At 54.6% G+C, this 22,411-nt stretch carries 19 protein-coding genes, 1 tRNA gene and 1 pseudogene; 10 read left to right on the top strand and 11 right to left on the bottom strand.

All coding sequences use genetic code 11. The features are described 5' to 3' along the window. Positions 1 to 2: 2 nt before the first annotated feature. The 9 genes and pseudogenes from APH28_RS26745 to APH28_RS26785 all read left to right on the top strand — a co-directional run bounded on the left by APH28_RS26745 (position 3) and on the right by APH28_RS26785 (position 10,122). A complete protein-coding gene (locus APH28_RS26745) occupies positions 3 to 245 on the top strand; it encodes a hypothetical protein (protein WP_060513428.1) in 243 nt (80 codons plus the stop codon). Between the two features lie 103 nt (positions 246 to 348). Beyond that, positions 349 to 615: a DUF3077 domain-containing protein gene (locus APH28_RS26750; protein ID WP_060513429.1), complete on the top strand. Its 267-nt coding sequence runs from the start codon at positions 349 to 351 to the stop codon at positions 613 to 615. Positions 616 to 724: 109 nt separating this feature from the next. Next, a complete protein-coding gene (locus tag APH28_RS29600; protein ID WP_060513430.1) occupies positions 725 to 1,009 on the top strand; it encodes a DUF3077 domain-containing protein in 285 nt (94 codons plus the stop codon). Between the two features lie 57 nt (positions 1,010 to 1,066). Next, positions 1,067 to 2,229: pseudogene (locus APH28_RS26760) on the top strand (AAA family ATPase). A 454-nt stretch (positions 2,230 to 2,683) separates the two neighbouring features. Next, positions 2,684 to 5,512 carry a Z1 domain-containing protein gene (locus APH28_RS26765; protein ID WP_177334303.1) on the top strand — a complete coding sequence of 943 codons (2,829 nt, stop codon included), beginning with the start codon at positions 2,684 to 2,686 and terminating at the stop codon, positions 5,510 to 5,512. 3 nt (positions 5,513 to 5,515) lie between these two features. Next, complete coding sequence (locus APH28_RS26770; protein WP_156340958.1) at positions 5,516 to 7,564, top strand: hypothetical protein; 2,049 nt, start codon at positions 5,516 to 5,518, stop codon at positions 7,562 to 7,564. Further along, entirely contained in the window at positions 7,561 to 8,520 is a 960-nt protein-coding gene (locus APH28_RS26775; RefSeq protein WP_156340959.1) for a hypothetical protein, read from the top strand. The genes APH28_RS26770 and APH28_RS26775 overlap by 4 nt, the downstream gene beginning before the upstream one ends. Beyond that, positions 8,517 to 9,215 carry a hypothetical protein gene (locus APH28_RS26780; RefSeq protein WP_060513434.1) on the top strand — a complete coding sequence of 233 codons (699 nt, stop codon included), beginning with the start codon at positions 8,517 to 8,519 and terminating at the stop codon, positions 9,213 to 9,215. The genes APH28_RS26775 and APH28_RS26780 overlap by 4 nt, the downstream gene beginning before the upstream one ends. Next, entirely contained in the window at positions 9,208 to 10,122 is a 915-nt protein-coding gene (locus APH28_RS26785; protein ID WP_177334304.1) for a PD-(D/E)XK motif protein, read from the top strand. Before APH28_RS26780 ends, APH28_RS26785 begins: the two co-directional genes overlap by 8 nt. A gap of 106 nt (positions 10,123 to 10,228) precedes the next feature. Here APH28_RS26785 and APH28_RS28475 read toward each other — a convergent pair whose 3' ends face one another. After that, the gene (locus APH28_RS28475) at positions 10,229 to 10,693 is read right to left on the bottom strand and encodes a very short patch repair endonuclease (RefSeq protein ID WP_082432403.1); all 465 of its coding nucleotides are present in this window, start codon (positions 10,691 to 10,693) and stop codon (positions 10,229 to 10,231) included. 291 nt (positions 10,694 to 10,984) lie between these two features. On the opposite strand from APH28_RS28475, the gene APH28_RS28480 reads away from it, so the two are divergent. After that, entirely contained in the window at positions 10,985 to 12,661 is a 1,677-nt protein-coding gene (locus APH28_RS28480) for a DNA cytosine methyltransferase (protein ID WP_082432404.1), read from the top strand. A gap of 245 nt (positions 12,662 to 12,906) precedes the next feature. On the opposite strand, the gene APH28_RS26790 is transcribed toward APH28_RS28480, so the two are convergent. From APH28_RS26790 to thrS, 10 genes are all read right to left on the bottom strand, one after another. Continuing rightward, on the bottom strand, positions 12,907 to 14,475 hold the full coding sequence (locus APH28_RS26790; RefSeq protein WP_060513436.1) for a DUF262 domain-containing protein: 1,569 nt from the start codon (positions 14,473 to 14,475) through the stop codon (positions 12,907 to 12,909). Positions 14,476 to 14,881: 406 nt separating this feature from the next. Further along, positions 14,882 to 14,958: transfer RNA gene (locus APH28_RS26795), tRNA-Pro, on the bottom strand. A gap of 117 nt (positions 14,959 to 15,075) precedes the next feature. Beyond that, the gene (locus APH28_RS26800; protein WP_008100384.1) at positions 15,076 to 15,432 is read right to left on the bottom strand and encodes a MerR family transcriptional regulator; all 357 of its coding nucleotides are present in this window, start codon (positions 15,430 to 15,432) and stop codon (positions 15,076 to 15,078) included. Further along, the gene (ihfA, locus tag APH28_RS26805) at positions 15,413 to 15,715 is read right to left on the bottom strand and encodes an integration host factor subunit alpha (RefSeq protein WP_003250679.1); all 303 of its coding nucleotides are present in this window, start codon (positions 15,713 to 15,715) and stop codon (positions 15,413 to 15,415) included. The genes APH28_RS26800 and ihfA overlap by 20 nt, the downstream gene beginning before the upstream one ends. A 4-nt stretch (positions 15,716 to 15,719) precedes the next feature. Then, positions 15,720 to 18,101, bottom strand: a complete 2,382-nt coding sequence (gene pheT / locus APH28_RS26810; protein WP_060513437.1) for a phenylalanine--tRNA ligase subunit beta — start codon at positions 18,099 to 18,101, stop codon at positions 15,720 to 15,722. A 31-nt stretch (positions 18,102 to 18,132) separates the two neighbouring features. After that, positions 18,133 to 19,149, bottom strand: coding sequence for a phenylalanine--tRNA ligase subunit alpha (gene pheS, locus APH28_RS26815; RefSeq protein ID WP_060513438.1), 1,017 nt, complete (start codon positions 19,147 to 19,149; stop codon positions 18,133 to 18,135). A 109-nt stretch (positions 19,150 to 19,258) separates the two neighbouring features. Then, complete coding sequence (gene rplT / locus APH28_RS26820; RefSeq protein WP_003250671.1) at positions 19,259 to 19,615, bottom strand: 50S ribosomal protein L20; 357 nt, start codon at positions 19,613 to 19,615, stop codon at positions 19,259 to 19,261. Positions 19,616 to 19,642: 27 nt separating this feature from the next. Then, on the bottom strand, positions 19,643 to 19,837 hold the full coding sequence (gene rpmI, locus APH28_RS26825; RefSeq protein ID WP_003250667.1) for a 50S ribosomal protein L35: 195 nt from the start codon (positions 19,835 to 19,837) through the stop codon (positions 19,643 to 19,645). A 61-nt stretch (positions 19,838 to 19,898) separates the two neighbouring features. Beyond that, positions 19,899 to 20,450: a translation initiation factor IF-3 gene (infC, locus tag APH28_RS26830; RefSeq protein WP_012052879.1), complete on the bottom strand. Its 552-nt coding sequence runs from the start codon at positions 20,448 to 20,450 to the stop codon at positions 19,899 to 19,901. Next, positions 20,450 to 22,372, bottom strand: coding sequence for a threonine--tRNA ligase (gene thrS, locus APH28_RS26835; RefSeq protein ID WP_060513439.1), 1,923 nt, complete (start codon positions 22,370 to 22,372; stop codon positions 20,450 to 20,452). The genes infC and thrS overlap by 1 nt, the downstream gene beginning before the upstream one ends. Positions 22,373 to 22,411: the final 39 nt, after the last annotated feature.

Genomic DNA, 22,411 nt, shown 5'->3' on the forward strand with positions numbered 1-22,411 from the left:
CAATGTTAAAAATAGTTCCAGATCCACCCCACAATCTCCACTCCCTCGAAGACACCCTGATGATGGCGGCTGACTATGCACTTTGCGCAGAGGTCGTTGCCCAGCAGGCAATGCTGATGCAGCCCAAGTCCCCCGTGTCGCTGTTGATCATGACGTCAATGCATGAACTCGAAACCCTGCGCAAATTGCTCGAATCGGCGCTGGTTCAAATCCAGAAACCAGCCGATCCGCAGACGCTGCATTAACTCGCATCATGCTCATGCCTGGACTGACGCTTTCGTCTTCGGGCCCCCAGCTTGCGAGCGATTGGGCCAGCCCAGGCAGCTACAACTTCAGGGAGATCAACCAATGGCCACCGAAGAAACCAAATTCACAGTCGGCAAAACCACCTTCTACCAAGGTGATAACCAGACCCATCCCCTCTTCCGCATCGAACCCGGCATCCCCTGCCAAAGCGCCCGCGAACAGGCCTCTGAACTGATGGGCTACGTCCGCGACCTGACCATCGACGGCCTGATGGAAGACAAACCCCAGCTGCTCTGGGCCTCGCACTACCTCAGCGCCTTGGCCAAGGCCCTGCTCGATGATGCCGAACTGGGCATGACGAAAGATTGAATTGTCAGCACCGGCGCCACCCAGTGTAGGAGCGGCCTTGTGTCGCGAAAGGGCCGCAACGCGGCCCCAGCAATCCAAGCCCCTGCGCCGATTCCAGGAGATTTCACAGATGCCCCAAAACAATACCCCGAGTAGTGGGAGCAACAACATTCCGGCCCCAAGCTATAAACCATCCCAACAACTGATCACCGCAATCCCCGGGATACCCACCACCCAAGCAAAAGAACAAGCCGCGAAATTGTTGGACTGCGCCCGCTACCTCAACCACACCGGCGTCATGCTAGGCGACCACCGCAGAGTCGCTGCCTCCCACTACCTCAACATGATGGTTCGCGCCCTGTTTGATGAATTCGAACACACCCGCCCCCTCTCCCGAACCCCAGCTGACCGGTAGTAACGCCGCCCCAGTTCGGCCACAATCGGCCACTCCGTTCAAGCTGGGACGCACCGGATGCTCACCACCCTCGCCATCGGCAACTACCGCTCGATCAATCACCTTGTGTTGCCACTAGGCCAACTCAACTTGGTGACAGGTGCCAACGGCAGCGGCAAATCCAATCTCTACAAGGCCCTGCGCCTGCTCGCCGAAACCGCCCAGGGCGGCGTGATCGAAGCGCTTGCCCGCGAAGGCGGACTGGATTCGACCTGGTGGGCCGGGCCTGAGATGAGTGCACGCATGAAGCGCGGTGAAGTGCCCATCCAAGGCCAGCATCCAAGCGACGTCAAACGCCTGCGCCTGGGTTTCGCTACCGAGGATTTCGGCTTTGCCATCTCGCTCGGCCTGCCGATTCCCCTGCCCTATCCCACTGCATTCATGCTCGACCCCGAGATCAAATCTGAAGCCATCTGGGGTGCTGGAGCCTACCGCCCCGCTTCCTTGTTGGTAGAGCGCAAGAACGCCGTGGTGCGTGCCCGCGAGGGCAACAGCTGGACGGTGCTCGATCAGCATGCCGATAGTTGTGAGAGCTTCTTCAACATCGTCGGACGCCCCCGGCAAGCGCCAGAGATCGGCGAGCTGCGGGCATTCATCAACAGCTGGCGGTTCTATGACCACTTCCGCATAGACCGCGATGCGCCCTGCCGCCAGCCCCAGCTGGGCACCCGCTCACCAGTGCTGCACCACGATGGCCGCAACCTCGCTTCGGCGCTGCAGACCATCATCGAGATTGGTGAAGTGGAAGACCTCGTTGCCGCGCTGGAGGATGCATTCCCGGGCAGCCGCCTGGAGATCGACGCGCCACCGGGTGGCCTGTTCAGCGTGCGGTTGTACCAGCACGGGCTGCTGCGCCCGCTGGGAGACGCCGAATTATCGTATGGCACCCTGCGCTACCTGCTGCTGATGGCCGCGCTGCTGACGCCACGGCCGCCATCGCTGATGGTGCTGAACGAACCGGAAACCAGCCTGCAGCCGACCTGCTCCCCGCCTTGGCGCGGCTGATAATCCGCCCTTCGCAACGCAGCCAGGTGTGGGTGGTATCGCACAGCAGGCCGCTGATTGAGGCTTTGACGGCGTGTGAGGGGTGCAATGTGCTGGAGCTGGAGAAGCACCAGGGGCAGACGCAGTTGCGTGGGGTTGGGTTGCTGGATGAGCCGTTGTGGCGGTGGGTGGACTGATCAGCGAAAACATGGCGTGTTGCGCTTGGTATCCTCAAGACTACCCCAGCGCCTTCCATTGCCTGAAGCACGGAATTTAATAACCACATTTGCAAGTCAGCATGCGCTCAAGACTCTAATACCCATCGCCCGTACACCATTCCTCTCGATACATCGATTAAGAGTCATATCCCGCTAACGATGTAAAACAGCGAGACGGTTGAAGCAAAGCGTCGTCGCAAGGTCGGTCTCCGGTCCCACAGCTTTCGGTCAGATTTGGAATCTCTCTACTCAATAGGTGGCTATGGTTCGAGAGGAAAAGAGCGCTCAAGCAATCATGGAGGGTACTTAGTGGCCGCATTGCTAATGCGGTTTTGCAAGGCATGCGGCGCTGTGCCACTATCCCGTTCTCTGACCTGGATGTAAGGCGAACGTACCTGATCCAGGTTGTCTTCCGACTAAAGTAGGGATGCTCATGGCTGATTACAGCATTGACCCAGCGTACGACAAATGCCGTGCTTTCATTGATGGCTGGCGCCTGAAAGGCAGGAACTGGGACAACATTGCCGCGCTGGGCCGTTTGGGGGAATCACTCGAGAAGGTCAATGACTGGTTCTTGATGCAGGAGGAAATGGAGGATTGGCCTTCGCTAGGAAATAGCCCGGAAGAGCGATTCAAACGTTGGAAGGAACTTGTCTGGCACAAGGAACACGCAGAGCAGCAGTCTGTCGCCGCGGCGAGACCCTTGATCATTGTTGGGCCCGAAGAGGCCGAGCCTGGCTTAGCTGTGCCACAAGAGGGGCGGAGTGCTTGGCAGCTCTACAGGAAACATCTGATCAACCAAGGCTGGAAGGAAGCCTCGGTCGATAACATCCAGAAATCTGCTTTGCGTGTGCTCAAGCACCTTCGCCAAAACACAAAAGACCGAGCCGCAGTGAAAGGCTTGGTGGTGGGGCATGTGCAGTCCGGAAAAACTGCCAACATGGCCGGCCTAATTTCAATGGCCGCAGACTATCGATGGAACCTATTCGTCGTTCTCACCGGCACGCTGGAGAATCTGCGCGTACAAACCGGCAAGCGACTCGTCGGCGATCTTTTCGAGCATGATGGCAACCTCAGCTGGAAGTCAATTGAACACCCGTCTAGAAATAGTCCTTATGGAGGTCGCGCGCAGGACATGCAGTTCGACGCCGGCCGGAGAGACCGTCATTTAGTGGTCTGCCTGAAGAACCCCGCGCGCTTGAGGCACCTCATAGATTGGATCAGTGCATACCCGCAGGGAATGTCGCAAATGCGGCTCGTGGTAATAGATGACGAGGCGGATCAGGCAGGAGTTAACGCGAATGACGTTTCCAAGGATGAACGCACGGTTATCAACGATCTCATCTTGCAATTGATCAATTTGCCGCTTCAAAGCGTGAACTACGTGGCGTTTACTGCTACTCCGGCAGCCAACTTCCTTAACGAAGGTCCTGGTGAAACCCTCTACCCCACCGATTTCATAGCTGCTTTGCCACAAGCGGATGAACATTTCGGACCTGTGCAGATTTTCGGATACCCTGACCAGAATAAGGAGCCGCTTGGAATCGTTCGTGAAATAACTAACGATGATTTGGAAAAGGTTCGCGGCATTCATGAAGGCGAAGACCTTGCCCTACCTCAAGCGCTGAGAGAAAGCCTCATCTGGTACTTGTGCTGCGTGGCCGCGATGCGGTTGTCAGGTCTTGCAAAACCCGTCAGTATGTTGATTCATACAAGCGCAAGGCAGGCGCACCATGATTACATGAGCAAAGCAGTACAGACTGCGCTCGAAGCATGGTCAGAATACAGTGATACTAAGCTGGATCAATTGTTTAGGCATGTATGGGAAAAAGTCTCGCAAGATCTAGACGTCAACCAGTTTTCTATCCGTTTCCCTGACTACGGACGACTCTCAGAACTTCGAGAGCTGCCAGCGTTTGAAAGTATTTTCCCAGAAATACGAATTCTTCTAAATACGGTAACAGCCATTCAACTCGACGCTGACTCCAGGCTTATGTATCACCGAGGGGTCCATGTTTGCGTTGACAACTGCGCCAACAATGGGGTCAACGATGACAATGAAGTTCGGCGCCTATTCTATCCTGACGCCGCACAAAAACTTGACTATTGCACAGCTTTTATTGTGATCGGTGGCGGAACCCTTTCCCGCGGACTGACAATTGAGAACCTAGTTAGTACCTTCTTCCTGCGTGGCTCGGCACAGGCAGACTCCCTCATGCAGATGGGACGTTGGTTTGGATATCGCAAGGGTTATGAATTGTTGCCTAGGATCTGGATGTCTGATGACACGCGAGCCAAATACGAATTCATGACAGTTGCGGAAGAAGAGCTTCGTGATGATCTGCAGCGCTTCATGCATGGCGGCTCAAGGCCTGATGAATTCGGTCCGCGTGTCCGGGTGCATGCAAGGCTGGCTTGGATTCGTCCGACTGGTGCGAACAGAATGCAGCGCGCGATCAAAGCAGCATTCGACTTTTCAGGTATTAATCGGCAGACGACGGTCTTCCATGATGGCGATGATGCTGTAGAAGCGCTTAATGGTAATTTACAGCTTACAGAGAAATTTCTGAATTCAGCAGGTGCCCTTCTCGAGAAGTCTGATTTGAAGGGGGCCAATAGCCTCGTCTGGCGCAACGTAGATGTGAGCCAAATAGCTGAGTATTTGGCACGTTTGTCTTTCCATCCAGGCAATCAGTTCTTCTCCGACATTACAGCTTTTCTAGAATGGCTCGGCGAACATGCTGATGCTGCCGGCTATACAAACTGGAACGTTGTCGTTGCTGGCAGTTCTCCAAAGGAAGGAAATAGTTGGGAGATCGCCGGCAAAGCTGTTGGTCGGATTAACCGTAGCCGGTTTGCTGACAAACGCTCGGATGATGGCGTATCCATTGGCGCGCTGCGAGATCCAAAGGATTTGCTGGCGGACGCAAGAGAGCTTGAAGACGACGACCTTTCAAAGGCGATTTTCACCAATTCCAAGGTAGCAGAGTTACGCAGTAAAGGTGGAGTCGGAAATACGCCTCAACTACTCATCTACCTCATAGATAAAGCCAGCAAATATGACAATCCGTCAAAGGTGAAGCCTGCACCGCGTAGAGAGCGAGAGTCACTAAATGCCAAAGCCCACATCGTAGGCATCAGTCTATATCTACCGGGCTCGCAAGGTAAGAAGAAGAGCTATGTCACTCACGTGACTGTGCACATTCCTGAACCTCTCTCGGGATCGGAAGAAAGTCTCGAAGAGAAAGTAGGCGCGATCTGACACATGAAATACTACTGCCTCCCACTGCAACCCATGCAAGAGTCCGGGGCGTTTTTGCTTCGCGCGCTGCAGAACGAAGAAACCCCATTGCTGGACCTATTGGTACGCGAATCCGTTCAGAATGCCCTTGATGCAGGCCGAAATGGATTTCGGGGACGTCCAGTTTCAGTGGATTTCCATATCCGCGAGCACTCTCTGGATGCCATTTCTTCCACTTTTAGTGACGGTCTAGATCTGCAGATGCTGGCCAAGCGCTACTCGCGCACACCGAAACTGCTCGAAATTCGCGATTCTGATACAGAAGGTCTGACTGGGCCGATGACCTTCGACAGTGTCGAAAACAACGGCCAGCATGGAAATTTTCTGAAGCTTGTGTTCGAAATCGGAAGAACTCGATCAGATGACGGCGCTGGCGGTTCATGGGGGTTAGGCAAGACGTGCTACTTCCGAATGGGCGCCGGTTTGGTTATCTATTACAGCCGGATCAAAAATGCCGAAGGGTATGAGGAGCGGCTGGTGGCCTCACTGGTTGAAGATGAGAGCCGAGAAGACCGATTGCAACTCACGACACAAACCGGCATCGCATGGTGGGGAGCAGAAGAAGCACTACAAGCAATCACCGAGCCTGGCCGTATTAAAGATATTCTGATGGCCTTTGGTGCCGAGCCATTCACAGATAGAGAGACCGGAACGGCAATCATAATTCCGTTATTGAAGGAAACCCTGCTGCCTGTATTCGAAGAAGAAGACGTGACGGCGCCGTGGTGGACCCATACGTACGCGGACTATGTGAATGTCGCGATTCAGCGCTGGTTCAGCGCCCGGCTGGACAACCCATTTTTCGCTAGCGGTAGATATCTGAGAGCATCTGTAAACGGGAAAGAGCTAACCAGCGATAAAATGTTGCCAATCTTCAGAGCAACTCAGTGTTTGTATGATCGCGCGGTAGGGGACGCGCCCGAAGCGAGCGACTACCTTACGACACAGGGCGTCAAGCTCAACGAAGTGCTGAATAGATCTATTTCATTGCGCAGCGAATTCGTGGGCAGTGGTCAGGCGGGGCAACTGCTTGCAGTGGCGCTAACTCCGCGCCAATTGCAAATGGAAGCACCACACAACAACCCTAGCCCAGAAGTGTGTATTTTCTCCAAGAAGGACAGCGGTGCTCCGCACCGACCGATCATGACCTTCATGCGCTCACCCGGAATGAATATCTGCTGGGATGACAGTCTTGATTCAAGAGGCTGGGCCGGTGGTTTCGCTGGTTTTGCGGACGGACGATACGTGGTAGGCATCTTTCTGCCAGATTCGCAACAAGAACTTATGCCATCGGCAGCACGGGGCTTACGCTCGAGCATACAGAATCTAGAAGGTTATTTGCGAAGTTGCGAGCGCGCCGATCATGCTGCGTGGGTAGACGTAAATGGAGGGCGGATCGTTGAAAAGATTCGCTCGCAGTGCGGCCGAGCCTGGAAGGAGTTCGGCGTACCACCGCAGCCTAGCGTGACTGTAAAACCATCCATGCGGATGTCCCGCAAACTGGCCGAGTTGGTACTACCTAATCGAGGCTTTGGTGGTGATGGTCGGTTTGGTAAAACTACGCCACGTGCTACTACTGGGCACGGCTCCAAAGGAATAAAAGTTACTTCGCCGATGCTTGAAATAACAGAAATCAAGCATGCAGCATCCGGCATCGCCATGAAGTGGTGCTTGAGGTGGGGAATCGTGCAAGTAAATACCCCGAGGGAGATTATAGTTTCTGTTGACTCAGAGACCGGACCAATCACATGTGAAGGATGGTTTGAAAGTGGGCTCAGCTCGTTTCCATTTCGATTGGAGTCGCCACGCATCACGAGTAGTACCGCCATTGTAGATTGCTCACAATCAGCTGACGGAAGCGGCGTAAAACTTACCATTATTGGCGCAAATCCCATTCCCTCTGATCTGGAGCTTGAGGGAGAAGTTTTAGTAAAAGCGAGCGAATCCGGTGGCAAGCTCCTGCGACCTGTTGTCGGCGTTCGGATTCTGGATGCTAATGGGGGAGCGGAATGAGCACTCGACTGCCACTGTATCGCATGCTGAATGCACCGCTCGCCCACGGAAGTGATTCGGTAGTGGATTTCAGTTTCAGCTCAGATGACTATCTCGATCCTGGTGTGACCTCCGTGGCTCACTATCAGTACGCCATCGGCAAGGATAGTGATTGGAATCCGGCCGAACATTCTCTAATGGTTCAATGCGTGATTGAACGACCACCTCTGCTGGAAGCCATATTCGGTCCTGAGGGGGTGGCAACTGCGGAAACTGAAGTTTTGCTCGCATTGGAGTGGGCATCTGCAGACTCCAGCTGGAGAACTCTTGGGGGCGTGCATAGACTGCAGCACGACGCAAGCGATAGAAATATAGTTCTCGAGCTCGAACTCAAACAAGGAACTGTCAGAGGCAGTGGTCATATATCAGTTCAAGCATTCGTAGGAAGGCACGCATCAGACTACATCCCAGGCTATGCAAATCAGTCGGGAGCTCGACTGGGACCTTTGGCACAGCCGATAGAAATTATCATTGACGGTGACGGCTCCCTTTTCCCTGTGCTCGAAGAAGCTTTGGGTGAAGAGGAACCACTGTGGGAGCTGAAGGTCCACTGGAGCGACCCGCAGGATGAGCCGTTTACCAGTGAATATGTCGCTTTAGTACTTAACAGCAGCCACCCTCATTTCGATCAGTTACGCGATCGCCGGGCTCTTAATGTCGAGCAGTCGCCACTGATGCGTCAGGTTTTTGCAGCTTGGCTCGCCTTGGTTGTTGCTAATGTCAAAGAGGACATGGGAGTTGAGTTCGATACGTATATGGACGCCCCCGAAGCCGATGACGGGATCGGAAGCATTGCGGAAGCGGTGCGATCATTCATAAAATTAGGTCACCTGAATACAGCCTCCCTTCCAGAGCTTTTCAAATCTACCCAATGCTGGCTTGACAACCGTGTACGGGAGCTGGAGACCAAAAAATGAACTTCCCGACACTGAATCTTAAATTATCGCAGCGCCACTTCGACGAAATGGTGAAGCAGGGCTCGTTTACTCCAGAAAAGTGCAATCCGGAAGTCGAAAAAATACGCCAGCAACTGCTTGCTGTGGTATTGCCGTACGATGCAAGTGCTAGAGGAAACTTCTCAGGCCCTGGCGCTTATGACATGAAAGTCGGACTAGCGTTATTCCAGATACTGGAAGAGGCAGGTATGGACCTTCGAACCGCAGCCGATGATGGCTGGTGGCGCTTCCTTTCATTGCGGGTACTCCCAGACCTAGTGAAAAGCCGCTGGGATAGCGCCCCACCAGTTCGCTTCTGGAAGGGGCGAAGCCGCATCTGGTTGCGTGCGGTGTGGTGGACGGTGTATCTAACATGGCAAGGCTCGGAAAAGAGCACTCGTAAGATATTGGAGAGCGTAACTACGGATACGGTTGTGCAACTGGTCGAGCGCCCAGGTAAGGGAGGTTTCAGAATTGACCTTACAAGAGAGATTTTTGCGATGCGTCTTCTACGCAACCCTTCCCAAGATCAGTTCAGGGCAATCATGAAGCTCAATACGGCGCAAATCGTTTTGAAAGAGCCTCTACTATGTAAAGGGGGCTTGTTCGGCTACGTCGACGAGCTTTTTTCAGACGTGGGCTGCGCTTCTAAGAGTTCGGATGGTGACCATGACTGACCTGCTGAAAGAAATCCAGGAAGGCTTTGCCAACCTTGACCAAAGCGGCCGAATGCTACTCATCAAAGCGATGCCTTCAGAGGCTCCAGCGTGGATTTTTCGAGAAGACAATAGGTTTGGTGTTGCAGTTGAGTGCTCTGAATCACTGAAAATTTCAGAAGGATTTTCCGGCGCCAGACTCAGAACAGTAGAACGAATTGTTTCAGGCGAGCACAGGCGCTTTCTTCGCTTGGAATCGTCCATGGAATGGCTTCGCAACGAGTTCGGACTGATTTGTGCGCACATGGTGAGTACCGACCTTGGCACCGATACCCGCTCAGCACTATTGGCTGACCCAATTATTTGGTGGGAGCGATGGCGCCACCTACTTGGAAACGCACTGATCGACAAACATGGTTATGATGTGCTCGCAGAGTTGCTCGCACTGGAGAGACTGGTCATCAGAGGAGATTCTTTTGAGTGGAGCGGCCCCTACGGCGGTGTAGTGGATATCAAGACCCCAGCTACTGACTATGAGATCAAGTCAACAATCAGCCGCTACGGGGCCATAGTCAAAATTTCTGGTCAGTTCCAGTTGGCTGCTTCATCAGGCAAGCCGCTGGAGCTGATACATTTCAGATTCGAGCCAGTTGAAGCCGGCCTATCGATAGATCTTGTCTGTGATCGCCTAATTGCGCTCGGAATCGATGCCGCCATACTAGAAGCCGCTTTAGTGCGGCTTGGTATGGAAGCAGGGTGCGCTGTACGGAAAGAGGCATACAACCTGCTAGAAGTGCGATCTTATACGGTTGATGACTGCTTCCCTCGTGTAACACCTGCATGTTTCGAAGGCGGTGTCGTACCAGCGGGTGTTGTTCAGCTGGAGTATGGAGTAGACCTTTCTGGCTTGCAATCACAGAAATTTTAAAGCCTACACTATCATTGTTCAAGCAGCGACTACTAACACCGAAGCGAAATAGAGGACCGCAACGGATCAAGAGAGCTTAAGAGTCCCCGGCCTGACTAAATCAATTTCATTGTGAGCTGGAAGAAGAATTAGTTAAGTCGGGCCAGAAGATATATTGCCGACCAAGGTCTGTCAACGCCTCTAATAGCCACTTTAATTCAGAATCCGGCTTTCGAATACCACACTCCCACAACTCGAAGACGCGCCACCCCTGCCGAATTAATTCTGTACGATTTCTGGCGTCTCGCTTCACGTTCTGTTCGAATTTTGAGTGCCAAAAGTCTTTTCGAGAATTGGGATCGGTCGCATATTGACAACCTGGGTGTCTATGCCAAAAGCAGCCATGGACGAATATGCAGACGCGGTAGCGAGAAAGCACTATATCTGGACGACCTGGAAGCTCTCTTGGATGCAAGCGATATCTAAAACCATGCCTATGCAGAAGTTTCCGGACCTTTATCTCAGGCACTGTATTACTGCTGCGAATGCTGGCCATCATACGAGACCTAACTTCTTTGCTTACCCTGTCCATTAATCACTCCCTAGGACGCATACACCTGCTACCGCAATAGCCTTAGCGCACCTACACCTCAAGCACAACTGGATATTTTTTCGCTATCGGTTAATAGCCTATCTGCACAAAAAGACAAAGGAGGTCTCGGATTGACTTCAGCGAGACGACGGTTATCCATCCGGCCTCAAGCTGGAAAAAAGTGACCATGCAAATTGCCCCTGAAGCTGCACTGCCGCCCCAATCCTGGTAGAGTAGCGTGACTCGGCTTCCCATGCTGTAGCCATCCCTGATTTTGTGACGACGACGCCCATGATTGAATACCAGAACCCCCTTTTTCCGCCTAAGGCAGCCGCTGAGCCAGCCATTGCAGTCGAAGATGCTATCCAGATCGTCGACCTTTTCGCTGGCCCTGGCGGTCTGGGTGAAGGCTTTTCTTCCTCAGGCAAGGGTAAGCGGTTCGACATCATCGTTTCAGCCGAAATGGATCCTATCGCCAGACAGACTCTGCGGCTGCGTGCCTTCTACCGCTTGCTCAAGCGTGATTATCCTGACGGCCTAAAGGATTACTATCGCTACTGCAATGGCGAGGCAACAGAGCCCTTCAGCCCTGATACACTTGATTATTGGAACAAGGCTGACCAAGAAGCACGCCAGATAACCTTGGGTTCAGAAAGCGGTGACAAAGAATTAAACTATCTTATCAAAGAAAGATTGAACAGAGAGGGGCGTCCATGGGTTCTCATAGGGGGGCCTCCCTGCCAAGCTTATTCAATTGTAGGACGAGCCAGAAACCAAGCTAAGCAGGGTTACGTCGCCGAGAATGATCATAGGCATTTCTTATATAAAGATTATCTACGCATCATCAAGGATTATCGCCCCACCGTATTTGTCATGGAAAATGTAAAAGGAATTTTATCCTCTAAAGTTGGAGGCAAAGGGATTTTTGCACAAATTCTTCAGGACCTAGTGGACCCTACTAAAGCTTTAGATAATGTAGAGGGCGGTCAAAAATACAAGATTTGTTCACTAGTTTCCGAGGAGTCTGTCAGCTCTTCAGACTGCATTGATAGGGTGAACCCAAAGTCCTTTATCATCCAAGCTGAGAAGTACGGAATTCCTCAAGCCCGACATCGCGTCATTCTTTTAGGAATAGCTGTCGACGAATACGGCAATATTCCGCCACATGAGCTGTTGAATACAACTGAACCAGTTTCGGTAAAGCAAGCGATTGGAGAGCTACCCAAGCTCAGAAGCAAGCTATCACGGGGCACGGACTCTCAAGAAGCCTGGTATCGTGCTGTTGCGGATGAAGTGGATGATCTGGTGCGCTATGCTGAGCTTGAAAATGGTGAATTAATTGCTCCTCTTCGGGCTACACGCCAGGCGCTATTCGATTCACCAAAAAGCTCCGGCGATCAGCGCGTGCTTAAAAAAGAAGGGCAAGGGATCACAGGCGTCCCATCTTTGGATAATTGGTATCAGGATCCCAAGATAAAATACTGGATGAGTCATGACGCCCGTAGCCATATGCGAGCGGACCTCCGCCGGTACGTATTTGCAAGCACCTTCGCTGAGCACAACAAATACTCACCAAAGGGGCATCAGCAGTTTTCACTTCCCGGACTTGCACCAGCGCACAAAAACTGGGAAAGCGGCAAGTTTAGTGACCGCTTCAGAGTGCAACTTGCAGATCTTCCGGCCACTACCATTACAAGTCACATCTCTAAAGATGGGCATTACTTTATTCACTACGAACCTGCGCAATGTCGTAGCCTGACCGTTCGCGAAGCTGCACGACTTCAAACATTCCCAGACAACTATTATTTCGAAGGGAATCGAACCCAGCAATATCACCAAGTAGGAAATGCAGTACCGCCTTTGCTGGCTAATAAAATTGCAGAAATTGTCTATCAAATAGTATGTCGACGTGCTTCCGAGCTGGAAGAATCTACGCACACTCAAACCTTGAGACACGCAAGCTTCTAGTAGCATGGAAAAAAGGTCGCTCGCAATATGTGCATGGGAACCTAAAGTTGGCGTAAGGCAAACAGCGAGCTGTCACGCATAAATCGAAACTAGGCAATATGCCTGCCTTGGTTGCGAACCCACTGCGCAACATTATTAATATCTAGCTTGACTAGGCCTTGCTGTCCTAGTCAAGCTTTTTAGAAATCGCGCCGTCTGCAGCTAAATAGCGCTTTGGCAGCAGAGCTCGATTTTGATTTAATACCTCAGGCCTTAACTGACTGATTACAGTATGGGTGTGTAAATTGCAGATTACTTAACGATCCAATACCACCCTCCCTTGCCCTGACGACGTGATCGTACGAGATGGATTTCTCTGGATCCAGGTAGCCTTTACAAATTGCACATTTCGGAGCAGAAGCTAGCGCAACACTTATAAAGGCTTCACTCTTAACATCGTCACTGAATACCTTCGAAACAGATGCCAAGTCACCAACAAAAACCTTCCCAGCTGCACCTGAAAACTTAATTATATCTTGCTCCGAAATTTCAAAGTTTTTATCCAAAGCTTGTATTAGCTTCTCGAGCAGTTCAGCGTAGACGACCGCGCGGCTCTTGCTGGAGCTTTTTTGTAGAATAGTAGCGATTAATTCCTTTTTCTCTATCAGCTCCCACTCCAATCTTTCCCTAACCCTGGTAAATTTAGGAAAGAATGACTGATCATTGTTGGATATCTTCTTGCCCAACAGCACTACAGTACCCATGAAAAGCCCTCCAGAATGACGCCCCGTCGGACCATAAAAATACACTGCGGGATGCAAGCCCAAGCTTCCATTGTCATTTCCGGTGATTCTTTTAGCCAAACCGAGGGCTTTTTCTAAGGCTCTAACCGTCGCACCTCCATCAAGATCATCATCCATATCTGATATTACTTTTGGATTGCCTAATTGATCTCGCACAGAAACGAGAACAAAGTCAATTAAGGTTTGCAAAGCCGCCCTAACTACTTTCGGGCCACCCAATGGAAGATCAAGAGTTTTGATTGGCCTTTTCAGCTCTGGATCAAACAAGGTTGAATGAAGATTTTTTGCGGCATCTTCGATTTTAAGCATTGCCTCAGGGGAAAAACTAGACCAGTATCTGTGCCCCTTCCCAGATCGGATAATTGCACGAGCAGCTATCGGGACTGGTTTCTTTCGATTTTTAAGCAGCATCTCCTCAATATCATCAAGAGGAGTGCCTTTCATATTTATTTTAAAGAATGAACTCTCGGCTTTATCTGCATCACCCTTAACCCACTGTATCGGCAACCCTCTACTAATAACTGTAGTCAACCTCTTTCTATCAACAATAGCCGACCCCAAATCTGAGCTCCGCGCTTGGTAGTGTTGCCAAGTACCAACTCTTCTCGCGATCAAATCGCGCGTTTTTTTAGCGATTTCCCTCTGGGACTGCGATATATCATATCCAAAATACGCCTGAGAAACCGGACCATCCCCATAATCATCTTCCACCCAAGATCTCAGTACACTTAATCTATGCCCGCCATCAATCACAAATAGATACGTTGGAGACTGCCACAGAATAACCGATGGAATCAGATCTCCATCTACGAAGCACTCAAGCAATGACACCACTTGATCTGGAGTCCAATGATTGGTTTCCCTCTGAAAATCAGGCTTCCTAAGATTCGGCCCCATCATCCCACCAGAAGAAAATTCTCGCAGAGAAATGGTCGCCACATTCTCAAACAGAGCTGCGTCGGCATCGGCTATGGCAAAATCTGCTCTTGCGATCATCGCATCGAGGTTTACCAGGTTTGATTTCAGTGCCATATGACCCTCAAGTCGGCTGTCTCCATACATAACGCTCGATGGTAGAGGATTTTAAAGAGTAGTGGCAGAGCTATTTGCTAGCAGAACGACTACGCACGCAGTTCATATAACGGCCAAGTGATACCGGGCACCGCCATCGAGAAACGTTCGACGAGCAGTCACCGCTGAAACTTTACGCCTGAGCTCAAACGCAGTGTCGCAAACATAATACTCGATCAACACTGCAGCCACATCGATGCAGCTAGATCGCTTGCCAATCTAAAAGACAGCAATCAATCCCGCTGCGTGCGTTTCAAACTGCGGGGTTCCGAGAATTCGGGATGGGAGGTGCAAACTTTATTTAGGACGATACAAGACTAATAAAAAAGCCCAGTCGTCACCGACTGGGCTTTTTCGTTTTCAATAATGGTCGGGACGGAGTGATTCGAACACTCGACCCCTTGCACCCCATGCAAGTGCGCTACCGGGCTGCGCTACGCCCCGACTGGGCTTGAAGCATGTTCTCAATCCTGCCGAGAACGTTGAAGAATGTACCCTAACCTCCTGATAAATGAAACCTTTTTCTCAAAAAATTTCCACTCATCAGAAAAACCGCCAAGGTCACTTCTTCAACACCACCAACACATCCTCCAACTCGACAATCATCTGCCGAATCAGCTGCTTGTACTGGCTCGATTCATCCTTCACCTCATCACTGGAGAGCCGCAACCGCGCCCCGCCAATGGTAAACCCCTGGTCATACAGCAGGGCGCGGATCTGGCGAATCATCAGCACATCCTGCCGCTGATAATACCGCCGGTTCCCCCGCCGCTTCACAGGGTTGAGCTGAGGAAACTCCTGCTCCCAATACCGCAGCACGTGTGGCTTTACGGCACACAACTCGCTCACTTCACCGATGGTGAAGTAGCGTTTGCCCGGTATGGGGGGCAGTTCGTCGTTATGGCTTGGTTCCAGCATAGGCCTCAACCCGGGCCTTCAACTTCTGCCCTGGACGAAAGGTGACGACGCGCCGTGCGGTAATCGGGATCTCTTCCCCTGTCTTGGGGTTGCGGCCCGGCCGCTGGCGTTTGTCGCGAAGGTCGAAGTTGCCGAAACCGGACAACTTGACCTGCTCGTTCTCTTCAAGTGCGTGCCGAATTTCTTCAAAAAACAGCTCGACCAGCTCCTTGGCCTCACGCTTGTTAAGCCCCAGCTCCTCGTACAGCCTTTCGGCCATCTCAGCTTTCGTCAGAGCACCCATGCCGTTATTTCCTTAACGTGGTGTTCAACCTTTGTTCGAGCGAGGTGAGGATGTTTTGCAGGGTAGTGTTCACCTCATCGTCGTTAAGAGTGCGCGATGGATGCTGCCAGGTCAAGCCGACGGCGAGGCTTTTTCTATCAGGATCAATGCCTTTACCTTGGTAGACATCAAACAGCCTGAGGTCTGTGAGCCATTCGCCTGCATTGTCACGAATTACTTCAAGCACGTCTTGAGAAGCTACATCACGTCCTGCAATCAAAGCCAGGTCGCGACGGGTTTCCGGGAACTTGGAGAGTTCGCTGAATTTCGGCAGGCGGCCTTCGACCACATCGCCCAATACCAGCTCGAAGACGAACACCGGGCGGTCCAGGTCTAGGGCTTTGGCAAGCTCCGGGTGGAGGGCGCCGAGGTAGCCGACGTCCTTGCCGTCGCGCTGGATCACAGCGGTTTGGCCAGGGTGCAGGGCTGGGTGTTTGCCGGCGGCGAAGGTGAAGTCGCTCAGGGCGCCGCTGTAGCCCAGCAGGGCTTCCACATCGGCTTTGACGTCGAAGAAGTCGATGGTGTCGCGGCCGTTGGCCCAGCCTTCTGGCAGGCGGCTGCCGGTGACGACGCCGGCGATCATGGGCTGCTGCTGCAGGTTACCGAGCTGGCCGACGAAGCGCAGGCCGCTTTCGAACAGGCGCACGCGGTCTTGCTGGCGGTTGAGGTTGTGCTGCAGTGCCTTGACCAGGCCTGGCCACAACGAGGCGCGCATGGCGGCCATGTCGTTGGAGATCGGGTTGGCCAGCAGCAGCGGCTCGACGCCTGGGCTGAACAGCTCGAACAGTTTTGGGTCGATGAAGCTGTAGGTGATGGCTTCCTGGTAGCCGCGGGCGACCAGCAGGCGGCGCAGGTTTGGCAGCTCGCCGCGGGTTTCCGGGCGGGCCTGCGGCGCGAGGCGGGCTTGCGGGTAGCGCACTGGCAGGTTGTTGTAACCGTACAGGCGGGCCAGCTCTTCGATCAGGTCGACTTCCAGGCTGATGTCGAAGCGGTGGCTTGGGACGTTGACGGTCCACTGCCCTGCCCCACTTGCCTGGGTAGCCAGGCCGAGGTTGTTGAGCAGCTGCTCGACCTGGGCCGGGTCCATCTCCATGCCGAGCATCTGGGTGATGCGGTCGGCGCGCAGGGTGACCGGGGCGACGTTTGGCAGGTGCTGTTCGCTGACGGCTTCGACGATCGGGCCGGCTTCGCCGCCGACGATGTCGAGCAGCAGCTGGGTGGCGCGCTCCATGGCTTCGCGGGCCAGCTGCGAGTCGACGCCGCGCTCGTAGCGGTGCGAGGCGTCGGTGTGCAGGCCGTAGGAACGGGCTTTACCGGCGACGGAGATCGGCTCGAAGAAGGCGCTTTCGAGGAACAGGTCGCGGGTTTTCTCGGTGTTCACACCGCTGTGCTCGCCACCCATGACGCCGGCGATGGCCAGGGCGCGGGTGTGGTCGGCGATCACCAGGGTGTCGGCACGCAGGGCCACTTCCTGGCCGTCGAGCAGGACCAGCTTCTCGCCCTCTTCGGCCATGCGCACGCGGATGCCGCCGTTGATTTCGGCGAGGTCGAAGGCGTGCATCGGCTGGCCGAGTTCGAGCATCACGTAGTTGGTGATGTCGACGGCGGCGTCGATGCTGCGCACGTCGCTGCGGCGCAGGCGCTCGACCATCCACAGCGGGGTCGGCTTGCTCAGGTCGACGTTGCGGATGACGCGGCCCAGGTAGCGTGGGCAAGCGGCTGGGGCGCTGACTTCGACCGGGCGCACTTCGTCGTGGGCCGGGGCAACGGCGGGTACGACCGGGCGGGTGACCGGGGTGTCGTACAGGGCGCTGACGTCGCGGGCCAGGCCTGCGATAGACAGGCAGTCACCGCGGTTCGGGGTCAGGCCGATTTCGATGCTGGCGTCGTCCAGGCTCAGGTACTGGCGGATGTCGTCGCCCACCGGGGCGTCGGCAGCCAGTTCCAGCAGGCCGTCGTTTTCTTCGCTGATCTGCAGCTCGGCGGCCGAGCAGAGCATGCCGAACGATTCGACGCCGCGCAGCTTGGCCTTCTTGATCTTGAAGTCGCCTGGCAGTTCGGCGCCGATCATGGCGAACGGAATCTTGATGCCAGGGCGGGCGTTAGGCGCGCCGCACACGACCTGGAAGGTTTCCTGGCCGTTGCTCACCTGGCACACGCGCAGTTTGTCGGCGTCCGGGTGTTGTTCGGTGGCGAGGATCTCGCCCACGGCGATGCCGCTGAACTGGCCGGCAGCGGGGGTCACGCTGTCGACTTCAAGGCCGGCCATGGACAGGCGGGCGACCAGTTCGTCACGGGAGACTTGCGGGTTTACCCAACCGCGCAGCCACTGTTCACTGAATTTCATGCTGTTCTCCTAGAAAGTGCGTCGATTGGGCCTAGCGGAATTGCGCTAGGAACCGCAGGTCGTTATCGAAGAACAGACGCAAATCGTTGACGCCATAGCGCAGCATGGCCAGGCGCTCGGCGCCCATGCCGAAGGCGAAGCCCTGGAATTCTTCAGGGTCGATGCCAGACATGCGCAGCACGTTCGGGTGCACCATGCCGCAGCCCATGACTTCCAGCCAGCCGGTCTGCTTGCACACGCGGCAGCCCTTGCCGGAACACATCACGCACTGGATGTCGACTTCGGCGGACGGCTCGGTGAACGGGAAGAACGACGGGCGGAAGCGCACGGCCAGTTCTTTTTCGAAGAACACGCGCAGGAATTCTTCGATGGTGCCCTTGAGGTCGGCGAAGTTGATGCCGCGGTCGATCAGCAAGCCTTCGACCTGGTGGAACATCGGCGAGTGGGTGATATCCGAGTCGCAGCGGTACACGCGGCCCGGGCAGACAATGCGGATCGGCGGCTGGGTGGACTCCATGGTCCGCACCTGCACCGGCGAGGTGTGGGTGCGCAGCAGCATGTTGGCATTGAAGTAGAAGGTGTCGTGCATCGCCCGGGCCGGGTGGTGGCCGGGGATGTTGAGCGCTTCGAAGTTGTGGTAGTCGTCTTCGACCTCAGGGCCTTCGGCGATGCCGTAGCCGATGTGGGTGAAGAACTGCTCGATGCGCTCGAGGGTACGGGTGATCGGGTGCAGCCCGCCGGTGGTCTGGCCACGGCCTGGCAGGGTCACGTCGATGCATTCGGCGGCCAGGCGAGCGCTGAGCTCGGCTTCTTCAAAGGCTGCCTTGCGTGCGTTGAGCACGACGGTGACGCGCTCTTTGGCGTCGTTGATCAGCGCGCCGACTTTCGGGCGCTCTTCGGCTGGCAGGTTGCCCAGGGTCTTCATCACCTGGGTCAGTTCGCCCTTCTTGCCGAGGTACTGAACCCGGATCTGTTCCAGGGTATTGATGTCTTCAGCGCGCTCGACGGCCTCTAGGGCTTGGGAGACCAGCGCATCCAGGTTTTCCATGTACAGACTCCAGATACGAAAATAGGGGAAGAGCTTTGAAGGCTCTTCCCCTATCGATGACGTTCAATGCCCGGCGCCGCAAGCGCCGCCGGGTGATTGTCGCGGGTACTTAAGCCAGAACGGCTTTAGCTTTCTCGACAATCGCAGCAAACGCCGCTTTTTCGTTCACTGCCAGATCGGCCAGAACCTTACGGTCGATTTCGATCGAAGCCTTTTTCAGGCCAGCAATCAGACGGCTGTACGACAGACCGTTGGTGCGGGCACCGGCGTTGATACGAGCGATCCACAGTGCGCGGAACTGACGCTTCTTCTGGCGACGGTCGCGGTAGGCGTATTGGCCTGCCTTGATGACCGCTTGCTTGGCTACACGGAATACGCGCGAGCGTGCACCGTAGTAACCTTTAGCCAGTTTCAGAATTTTTTTGTGACGCTTACGAGCGATAACGCCGCGCTTAACACGAGCCATGAGTAACTTCCTCTATCTTAACCAGAATTAACGAACGCGCAGCATGCGCTCGACTTTTGCCACGTCGGACGGGTGCAGCAAGCTGGCACCGCGCAGTTGACGCTTACGCTTGGTCGACATTTTGGTCAGGATGTGGCTCTTGAAAGCGTGCTTGTGCTTGAAGCCCGAAGCTGTCTTCAGGAAGCGCTTCGCAGCACCGCTCTTGGTTTTCATTTTTGGCATGTTGAACTCCGCATTCGATAAAAATTACACAATAATCATCAGGCCTGCCGTGCCCGGGAGATTACTTCTTCTTTTTGGGGGCGATGACCATCATAAGCTGGCGTCCTTCCATCTTAGGATGCTGCTCAACGGTGCCGTATTCGGCGAGGTCGGCTTCGACCCGCTTCAACAGCTCCATGCCCAGCTCCTGGTGGGCCATCTCACGGCCGCGGAATCTCAGAGAGATCTTGGCCTTGTCCCCATCGGTAAGGAAACGTACCAGGTTGCGTAGTTTTACCTGGTAATCCCCATCCTCCGTCCCTGGACGAAACTTGATTTCTTTAATCTGGATCTGTTTCTGGTTTTTCTTGGCTTCGTTAGCCTGCTTCTTCTTCTCGAAGAGGTGCTTGCCGTAGTCCATGACCTTGCAGACAGGCGGTACCGCGTCTGCAGAAATTTCTACCAGATCCAGCTTCGCTTCATCAGCGATACGAAGCGCTTCATCAATCGAGACGATGCCAACCTGCTCGCCATCAGCGCCAATTAACCGAACCTCGCGGGCCGAGATATTCTCGTTGATCGGGGCCTTCGGTACAGCACGCTTATCGTTTCTCATTTCACGCTTAATAGTCATTACTCCGATTCTTGGCGACCACGCCGGGAAACCGCTTGTGTCAGGAGCTCAGCGAACTGGGCGACGGGCATGGAGCCCAGGTCTGCGCCTTCGCGAGTACGCACTGCAACGGTTCGTGTTTCGACTTCGCGATCCCCTATAACCAAAAGGTACGGGACCTTGAGCAAAGTATGCTCGCGGATTTTAAAGCCGATCTTCTCATTTCTCAAGTCCGACTTGGCACGGAAACCGCTACCGTTCAGAGCATTTTCCACCTCGAGGGCGAAATCGGCCTGTTTGTCGGTGATGTTCATGATCACCGCCTGGGTCGGTGCGAGCCATGCCGGGAACACGCCGGCGTAGTGCTCGATCAGCATGCCGATGAAGCGCTCGAACGAACCGAGGATCGCACGGTGCAGCATGACGGGGCGAACCCGGCTGTTATCTTCGGCGATATAGCTGGCATCCAGACGTTCTGGCAGGTTCGGGTCGTACTGCAGGGTACCGCACTGCCAGTTACGGCCGAGGCAGTCGCGCAGGGTGAACTCGATTTTCGGGCCGTAGAACGCGCCCTCGCCCGGCTGGTATTCCCACTCCAGGCCCGACTCGTTCAGAGCGTCGGCCAGTGCGCCTTCGGCACGGTCCCACAGCTCTTCAGAGCCAACACGCTTGGCCGGACGGGTGGACAGCTTCATGGCGATGTCGGTGAAGCCAAAGTCCTTGTACACATCCAGGGTCAGCTTGATGAAGTCGGCGGCTTCTTTCTTCACCTGTTCTTCGGTGCAGAAGATGTGCGCGTCGTCTTGCACAAAGCCACGCACGCGCATGATGCCGTGCAGGGCGCCGGAGGGCTCGTTACGGTGGCAGGCACCGAACTCGGCCAGGCGCAGCGGCAGGTCGCGGTAGCTCTTCAGGCCCTGGTTGAACACCTGCACGTGGCACGGGCAGTTCATCGGCTTGACCGCGTAGTCACGGCTTTCCGACGAAGTGGTGAACATGTTTTCGGCGTAGTTCGACCAGTGGCCGGAACGCTCCCAGAGGATGCGGTCGACAACTTGCGGGGTCTTGATTTCCAGGTAGCCGTTGACGCGCTGAACCTGGCGCATGTACTGCTCGAGCACCTGGTACACGGTCCAGCCGTTGGCGTGCCAGAACACCATGCCCGGGGCTTCTTCCTGCAGGTGGAAGAGGTCGAGCTGCTTGCCGATCTTGCGGTGGTCGCGTTTTTCGGCTTCTTCGATGCGCTGGATGTAGGCGGCCAGCTGCTTCTTGTCAGCCCAGGCGGTGCCGTACACACGCTGCAGCTGCTCGTTCTTGGCATCGCCGCGCCAGTAGGCGCCGGACAGCTTGGTCAGCTTGAATGCCTTGAGGAAGCGCGTATTCGGCACGTGCGGGCCACGGCACATGTCGACGTATTCTTCGTGGTAGTACAGGCCCATGGCCTGTTCATCCGGCATGTCTTCGACCAGGCGCAGCTTGTAGTCTTCGCCACGGGCCTTGAACACGTCGATGACTTCGGCGCGCGGGGTGACCTTCTTGACCACGTCGTAGTCTTTTTCGATCAGCTCCATCATGCGCTTTTCGATGGCGGCCATGTCTTCTGGGGTGAAGGGGCGCTCGAAGGCGATGTCGTAATAGAAGCCTTCGTCGATCACCGGGCCGATCACCATCTTGGCGGTCGGGTACAGCTGCTTCACCGCGTGGCCAACCAGGTGGGCACACGAGTGACGGATGATCTCCAGTCCCTCTGCATCTTTAGGGGTGATGATCTGCAGGGTGGCGTCGTTGTGGATCAGGTCGCAGGCATCGACCAGCTTGCCGTCGACCTTGCCGGCCACGGTGGCTTTGGCCAGGCCTGCGCCGATGGATGCGGCGACGTCGGCAACGGATACGGCGTGATCAAACGAACGTTGACTGCCATCGGGAAGAGTAATAACGGGCATGGCGCCTCCTCTCCTAGTGGTGACCCCTACCAAAGGTCA

Origin of the sequence: Pseudomonas sp. NBRC 111124, assembly GCF_001320245.1 — a bacterium.
Classification (GTDB): domain Bacteria; phylum Pseudomonadota; class Gammaproteobacteria; order Pseudomonadales; family Pseudomonadaceae; genus Aquipseudomonas.

Excerpts from the sequence above, each read along its gene's own strand:
- APH28_RS26745 (WP_060513428.1), top strand. The coding sequence starts at position 3 with ATGTTAAAAATAGTTCCAGATCCACCCCACAATCTCCACTCCCTCGAA.
- APH28_RS26770 (WP_156340958.1), top strand. The coding sequence starts at position 5,516 with ATGAAATACTACTGCCTCCCACTGCAACCCATGCAAGAGTCCGGGGCG.
- APH28_RS26800 (WP_008100384.1), bottom strand. The coding sequence starts at position 15,432 with ATGCTGGAACCAAGCCATAACGACGAACTGCCCCCCATACCGGGCAAA.
- APH28_RS29600 (WP_060513430.1), top strand. The coding sequence starts at position 725 with ATGCCCCAAAACAATACCCCGAGTAGTGGGAGCAACAACATTCCGGCC.
- rplT (WP_003250671.1), bottom strand. The coding sequence starts at position 19,615 with ATGGCTCGTGTTAAGCGCGGCGTTATCGCTCGTAAGCGTCACAAAAAA.
- pheT (WP_060513437.1), bottom strand. The coding sequence starts at position 18,101 with ATGAAATTCAGTGAACAGTGGCTGCGCGGTTGGGTAAACCCGCAAGTC.
- APH28_RS28480 (WP_082432404.1), top strand. The coding sequence starts at position 10,985 with ATGATTGAATACCAGAACCCCCTTTTTCCGCCTAAGGCAGCCGCTGAG.
- APH28_RS26785 (WP_177334304.1), top strand. The coding sequence starts at position 9,208 with ATGACTGACCTGCTGAAAGAAATCCAGGAAGGCTTTGCCAACCTTGAC.
- thrS (WP_060513439.1), bottom strand. The coding sequence starts at position 22,372 with ATGCCCGTTATTACTCTTCCCGATGGCAGTCAACGTTCGTTTGATCAC.
- APH28_RS26775 (WP_156340959.1), top strand. The coding sequence starts at position 7,561 with ATGAGCACTCGACTGCCACTGTATCGCATGCTGAATGCACCGCTCGCC.
- ihfA (WP_003250679.1), bottom strand. The coding sequence starts at position 15,715 with ATGGGTGCTCTGACGAAAGCTGAGATGGCCGAAAGGCTGTACGAGGAG.
- APH28_RS28475 (WP_082432403.1), bottom strand. The coding sequence starts at position 10,693 with ATGGACAGGGTAAGCAAAGAAGTTAGGTCTCGTATGATGGCCAGCATT.
- infC (WP_012052879.1), bottom strand. The coding sequence starts at position 20,450 with ATGACTATTAAGCGTGAAATGAGAAACGATAAGCGTGCTGTACCGAAG.
- APH28_RS26750 (WP_060513429.1), top strand. The coding sequence starts at position 349 with ATGGCCACCGAAGAAACCAAATTCACAGTCGGCAAAACCACCTTCTAC.
- APH28_RS26780 (WP_060513434.1), top strand. The coding sequence starts at position 8,517 with ATGAACTTCCCGACACTGAATCTTAAATTATCGCAGCGCCACTTCGAC.
- APH28_RS26765 (WP_177334303.1), top strand. The coding sequence starts at position 2,684 with ATGGCTGATTACAGCATTGACCCAGCGTACGACAAATGCCGTGCTTTC.
- APH28_RS26790 (WP_060513436.1), bottom strand. The coding sequence starts at position 14,475 with ATGGCACTGAAATCAAACCTGGTAAACCTCGATGCGATGATCGCAAGA.
- pheS (WP_060513438.1), bottom strand. The coding sequence starts at position 19,149 with ATGGAAAACCTGGATGCGCTGGTCTCCCAAGCCCTAGAGGCCGTCGAG.
- rpmI (WP_003250667.1), bottom strand. The coding sequence starts at position 19,837 with ATGCCAAAAATGAAAACCAAGAGCGGTGCTGCGAAGCGCTTCCTGAAG.